At 74.9% G+C, this 5,372-nt stretch carries 5 protein-coding genes; 2 read left to right on the forward strand and 3 right to left on the reverse strand.

The window, feature by feature from the left end; all coding sequences use genetic code 11:
* From ACWGN5_RS41620 to ACWGN5_RS41630, 3 genes are all read right to left on the reverse strand, one after another.
* Nucleotides 1-1,363, reverse strand: a 1,363-nt coding sequence (locus tag ACWGN5_RS41620) for an NADH-quinone oxidoreductase subunit C (RefSeq protein WP_453524188.1), incomplete at its 3' end; no start/stop codon positions are given.
* Nucleotides 1,360-1,923 carry an NADH-quinone oxidoreductase subunit B gene (locus ACWGN5_RS41625; protein WP_453524191.1) on the reverse strand — a complete coding sequence of 188 codons (564 nt, stop codon included), beginning with the start codon at nt 1,921-1,923 and terminating at the stop codon, nt 1,360-1,362. The genes ACWGN5_RS41625 and ACWGN5_RS41620, both read right to left, overlap by 4 nt.
* Nucleotides 1,914-2,342, reverse strand: a complete 429-nt coding sequence (locus ACWGN5_RS41630) for an NADH-quinone oxidoreductase subunit A (protein WP_453524194.1) — start codon at nt 2,340-2,342, stop codon at nt 1,914-1,916. The genes ACWGN5_RS41625 and ACWGN5_RS41630 overlap by 10 nt, the downstream gene beginning before the upstream one ends.
* Nucleotides 2,343-2,501: 159 nt before the next feature.
* On the opposite strand from ACWGN5_RS41630, the gene ACWGN5_RS41635 reads away from it, so the two are divergent.
* Together ACWGN5_RS41635 and ACWGN5_RS41640 are read left to right on the forward strand one after the other, a co-directional pair.
* The gene (locus ACWGN5_RS41635; RefSeq protein WP_453524197.1) at nt 2,502-3,737 is read left to right on the forward strand and encodes a sensor histidine kinase; all 1,236 of its coding nucleotides are present in this window, start codon (nt 2,502-2,504) and stop codon (nt 3,735-3,737) included.
* A gap of 124 nt (nt 3,738-3,861) precedes the next feature.
* On the forward strand, nt 3,862-5,148 hold the full coding sequence (locus tag ACWGN5_RS41640; RefSeq protein ID WP_453524200.1) for a sensor histidine kinase: 1,287 nt from the start codon (nt 3,862-3,864) through the stop codon (nt 5,146-5,148).
* The last annotated feature ends 224 nt before the right edge of the window (nt 5,149-5,372 follow it).

The raw sequence follows: 5,372 nt of genomic DNA on the forward strand, positions 1-5,372 counted from the left end.
GCTCGGCGGAGGCGGTGGCGTCGCGCCCGGCGGGCGGCTCGGCGGGGGCGTCGGCGTCGGCGTCGGCCGGGCCCTCGGGCGCGGGCGTACGGCCCGAGCCCGAGCCGTCGGCACCGGACTGCTGGGCCTCCGGGCCGGGGGCCGGCGCGTCCGCCGGGTCGGCGGCTTCCGGTGCGGCCTCCTCGGCGGCGCCGGGTTCGGCGCCGGCCGGAGCTTCGGTAGCCGTCGGTGCTTCGGCGGTGCCGGGCTTCCGGGCCTCCGGGCCATCGGCCTCCGCCGGGGCCGGGGCCTCCGGCTTGGCGGGTTCGGCGGTGGGGGCCTTGGGGGGTTCCTCGTCGAAGGCCGGGCGGGCGTGGTGCCAGGGGGCGTCCGAGCTGCGGGTACGCGGAGTGGCGGCGGCCGCGCGGGGCGCGGGGCCGTCCGTGTCCGGGGTCTCCGGGGCCGTCTGGCTCGCCGAGCCGTCGGCCGCCGAGCGGGAGCGGCGTGCCGGAGCACCCGGCTCCGGGGTCGTCGCCTGGCTTGCGGAGCCGTCCGCCGCCGTGCGGGAGCGGCGTACCGGAGCACCCGGCTCCGAGGTCGTCGCCTGGCTTGCGGAGCCGTCCGCCGCCGTGCGGGAGCGGCGTACCGGAGCACCCGGTTCCGGGGTTTCCGGTGTCGTGGGGGTCGGCTGGCCGGCCGAGCCCTCCGTGGTCGTGCGGGCTCGGCGGACCGGGCGGTCGCCGGCTGCCGCTCGGGCGGGGCGTTCGCCTGCCGCCGCGCGGGCCGGGCGGGCCGGGGCCGGGGGGAGCTGGCCCTTCAGGGGGCCCCATTCGTTGGGGTCCGGGACGCCCGGCGGGAGCATCTGGCGGCGCTTCGGGCCGCCGCCGTCGTGCGACTCGCCCGGTTCCTTCGCGCCCGGCCACGCCTTGGCGACCCGCGCCGCCAGGACGAAGTCCTTGCGCAGCGGGTGGCCCTCGAAGTTCTCGGGGAGCAGGAGGGGGACGAGGTGCGGGTGGCCCTCGAAGGCCACGCCGAACATCTCGTGGGTCTCGCGTTCGTGCCAGCCCGCGCCCGCGTACACCCCGACAGCCGTCGGGAGGACAGGGGCCTCGTGCGGGACCGTCGTGCGGAGCAGGAGGCGCTTCGGGGTGCCCTCCCCCAGCGCCACCACGTGCGCGCACACGCGGAAGCCCGTGCCCGGCTCGTCGACCGCGCTCAGCCAGTCGAAGTAGGTGCAGCCCAGCTCGTCGCGGGCCGTCGTGAGCGCCGTGAGCCAGGCCGTCGGCGGGACGTCGACCGTCAGGAGGTCGTACGCACGCTCCGCCGTCGCCTCCTCGCCGAAGATCTCCGTCACGGAGTCGGGGAGGGAGTCGTACGTGCTCATGCCTGGCCTCCCGGCGGGGGCGTCAGGGGGCTCGTCAGCTGCGCCACCGAAGGAGTCGTCGTGTACCGCTCCGCCAGGCTCTCGCGGGCGATCTTCTCCTGGAGCTTGAGGATGCCCTGGAGCAGGGCCTCCGGGCGCGGCGGGCAGCCGGGTACGTACACGTCGACGGGGATGATCTGGTCGACGCCCTTGGTGACCGAGTACGAGTCCCAGTACGGGCCGCCGCAGTTCGAGCAGGCGCCGAAGGAGATGACGTACTTCGGCTCGGGCATCTGCTCGTACAGACGCTTCACGGCCGGCGCCATCTTGTCCGTCACCGTGCCCGAGACGATCATCAGGTCGGCCTGGCGCGGTCCCGGCGCGAAGGGGATCACGCCGAGCCGGATGAAGTCGTGCCGGGCCATCGACGCGGCGATGAACTCGATCGCGCAGCAGGCGAGGCCGAAGTTGAAGACCCACAGGCTGTAGCGGCGGCCCCAGTTCAGGACCACCTTCATCGGCTCGGGGGCCAGCCGGGCGAGCGGCCCCAGCTTCGGGGCCGGGAGCGGGGTCACGTCCATGTCAGGACGCCCTTCTTGTATGCGTAGAGCAGCCCCACGGCGAGGAAGCCCAGGAAGACGAACATCTCGACCAGGGTCGTCGCGCCGTAGCCGGGCGCGGCGAAGACCGTCGCCCAGGGGAAGAGGAAGATCGAGTCGACGGCGAAGATCACGTAGAGGAAGGCGTACACGTAGTAGCGGACCTGGGTGTGGGCCCAGCCCTCCCCGACGGGGTCGACACCGCACTCGTAGGTGAGGAGCTTCTCGGGCGTCGGCACGACGGGCCGGAGCAGCCGGCCCGCGCCGAACGCCACGGCGACGAAGAGCACGCCGATGACGGCCAGCAGGCCGACGACGGAGTACGTCTGGAAGTAGTCCGCCGCGTCGGCCGCGACAACGGTCGGTTCCCGCACGTCCGCCCCTCGGTCTCGGTGTCTCATGAGTCACTTCTGTACGGACGCGAGTCTAGGCCCTGCTAAAGGGACCGTAAGCAGTCGCGGGTGCCTTCGTGAGCGCTCCGGCACGTGGGGATAGCCCCCCTCGGGCTCACCCACCTCCCCCATGGCGTCGCGCCCGCCCCGACCGGCAGTCTGGGGAACATGAGCGCCGATCTTGATCCCGTCGAGTCCGCGGAGTCGTCCGACTCCGGCGGCTCCGCCCCCGCCGGCTCCTCCGGCTCCCCCGAGAACCCGCGTCCGCCGCTGCGGTTCGCCTACGGCAGGGAGACCTGGAAGGAGATCGCCTTCCTCCTCACCAACCTCTTCACCGCGCTGGCCGGTTTCGTGTACGCGGTCGTCAGCATCGCCCTCGGTGTGGGCCTCTCGGTGACCGTCGTCGGGCTGCCGCTGCTGGCCCTCGGCCTCGGCGGCGCCCGGCTGATCGGCCGGTCGGAGCGGGCGCGGGCCCGCAGGCTGCTCGGCGTGAAGGTCGCCGAGCCGTCCCCGCTGCCCAAGCACCGCGGCTTCTTCGGCTGGCTGTGGGGATCGCTGAAGGACCCGGTGGCCTGGCGGACCCAGCTGTACGGGCTGATCCGGCTGCCCTGGGGGATCGTGACGTTCACCGTCGCCCTGGTCTCGCTCTTCGTCCTCTGGCCCGTGCTGCCCTTCCTGGCCCGCGGCCTCGCCAACGGCGACCGGGGCATGGTCCGGGGGCTGCTCTCGCCCTCCGACGAGCTGGAGCGGCGGATCGCCGAGCTGGAGTCGGACCGGGGCGTGGTCGTCGACACCGCCGCCGCCGACCTGCGGCGCATCGAACGCGACCTGCACGACGGCGCCCAGGCCCGGCTCGTGGCCCTCGCGATGGGGCTCGGCCTCGCCAAGGAGAAGCTGCTCGAAGACCCGGAGGCCGCCGCGGCGATGGTCGACGAGGCGCACGGCGAGGTGAAGCTCGCCCTCCAGGAGCTGCGGGACCTCGCCCGGGGCATCCACCCGGCCGTCCTCACCGACCGGGGCCTCAGCGCGGCGCTCTCCTCCGTCTCCGCGCGCTGCACGGTGCCGGTGGCGGTGAACGTGGACCTGGCGGAACGGCCGGCGGAGGCGATCGAGGGCATCGCGTACTTCACGGTCTCGGAGCTCCTCCAGAACGTCTCCAAGCACGCGCGTGCCCGGTCCGCCTCCGTGGAGGTCTGGCGGGCGGGCGAGCGGCTGATGCTCCAGGTGCGGGACGACGGGGCCGGCGGGGCGCGCTTCGACGGCGGTACGGGGCTCGCGGGGCTCGCGGAGCGGCTCGGGGCGGTCGACGGGCTGCTGGTCCTGGACTCCCCCGAGGGCGGTCCGACGACGGTCACGGCGGAGCTGCCGTGGCGGTCCCGGCCGGCGGCCCCCTCCGGCAGGTAGGGAAAACCCCCGCCCCCGGACGCCCACCCGCCTCATGGTCCGGCGGGGCGCGGGACGGAACCCTGGAACACGTACCGCCCGCCCCGCCCCTGCCCGCCCCTCCTCGCAGAGAAGGAACACCGTGATGGCCTCCCACCCGCTCCCCGCCGCGATCCGCGCGCCGTTCGAGGCCCGCACCTGGCGCGCCGTGCTCTACGTGCTGATCGGGTTCCCGCTGAGCATCTGCTGGTTCGTGCTCTCCGTCGCCTTCGTGTCGACCGGCGCCGGGCTGCTCATCACCTTCCTCGGCGTGCCGATCCTGGCGGCGGCGCTCGGGACGTGCCGGGGCTTCGGCGCGGTGGAGCGGGCCCGGGCGCGCGGGCTGCTCGGCCTCGACGTCGCCGCGCCGGAGCCGGTGCGCGGGCGGACCGGCGGGGCGTTCTCCTGGATGGGGGCCATGCTGAAGAGCGGCGCGTCCTGGCGGCACCTGCTCTACGCGGTCCTGCACATGCCGTGGGCGGTGTTCTCCTTCTCGGTGACCGTGGCGCTGTGGGCCTGGGGCTGGAGCCTCTTCACCTATCCGCTGTGGCAGTGGGTCTTCCCCACCTGGGTCGGGCAGGACGGGATCCAGCTGTACGGGGACGCCACCCACTCCTTCTACCTCGACGCGCCCTTCGAGATCGCCGTGACCAGCGCCATCGGGCTCGTGTTCGTCCTCATCGGGCCGTGGGTGCTGCGGGGGCTCGTCTCCGTCGACCGGCTCCTCGTCTCCGGGCTCCTGGGCCCGTCCCGGCTCGCCTCGCGCGTCACGGAGCTGGAGTCCGACCGGGGCGTCGTCGTCGACACCGCGGCGGCCGATCTGCGGCGCATCGAGCGCGACCTGCACGACGGGGCGCAGGCCCGGCTGGCCGCGCTCGCCATGGACCTGGGGCTCGCGAAGGAGAAGCTGGCGCGGGACCCGCAGGCGGCGGCGGTACTCGTCGACGAGGCGCACGGCGAGGTGAAGCTGGCCCTCCAGGAGCTGCGGGACCTCGCGCGGGGCATCCACCCGGCCGTCCTCACCGACCGCGGCCTGGACGCGGCGCTCTCCGCGGTGGCCTCCCGGTGCTCGGTCCCGGTGTCCGTGGACGTGGACCTGCCGGCCCGGCCGGTGCCGGCGATCGAGGGCATCGCGTACTTCACCGTCTCGGAACTCCTCCAGAACGTCAGCCGGCACTCGGGGGCGCGGCGGGCGTGGGTGGACGTGTGGCGCACGGAGAACCGGCTGATGCTTCAGGTACGGGACGACGGGGTGGGCGGGGCGGCCGTCGGGCCCGGGTCCGGTCTCGCGGGGCTCGCGGAGCGGGTGGGGGCGGTGGACGGGGTCCTGGCGGTGGACTCGCCGTCGGGCGGCCCGACGACGATCACGGCGGAACTCCCCTGGCGCGCGTAGCCCCCGCCGCCCGTTGCGGGCCCACGCCCTGCGCCGGGGCGGCGCCCCGTTGTGGGCATGCGTTCCGCCGGGGCGGAACGGGTGGGCACAACGGAACGGCGCCCCTGCCGGCGCCAGAGGCTTCCGCGCCTGAACCCGCACCGGATGCACACCGCCACGGCCGGTGCGGGTCGGGGCGCGGAACGCGGAGGCGCCGCGAGAGGGCGCCGTCCCGTGTGCCCACC

The organism is Streptomyces sp. NPDC055815, from assembly GCF_053616475.1.

Coding starts and splice junctions, on each gene's coding strand:
- ACWGN5_RS41625 (WP_453524191.1), bottom strand. CDS start 1,923: ATGGACGTGACCCCGCTCCCGGCCCCGAAGCTGGGGCCGCTCGCCCGG.
- ACWGN5_RS41630 (WP_453524194.1), bottom strand. CDS start 2,342: ATGAGACACCGAGACCGAGGGGCGGACGTGCGGGAACCGACCGTTGTC.
- ACWGN5_RS41635 (WP_453524197.1), top strand. CDS start 2,502: ATGAGCGCCGATCTTGATCCCGTCGAGTCCGCGGAGTCGTCCGACTCC.
- ACWGN5_RS41640 (WP_453524200.1), top strand. CDS start 3,862: ATGGCCTCCCACCCGCTCCCCGCCGCGATCCGCGCGCCGTTCGAGGCC.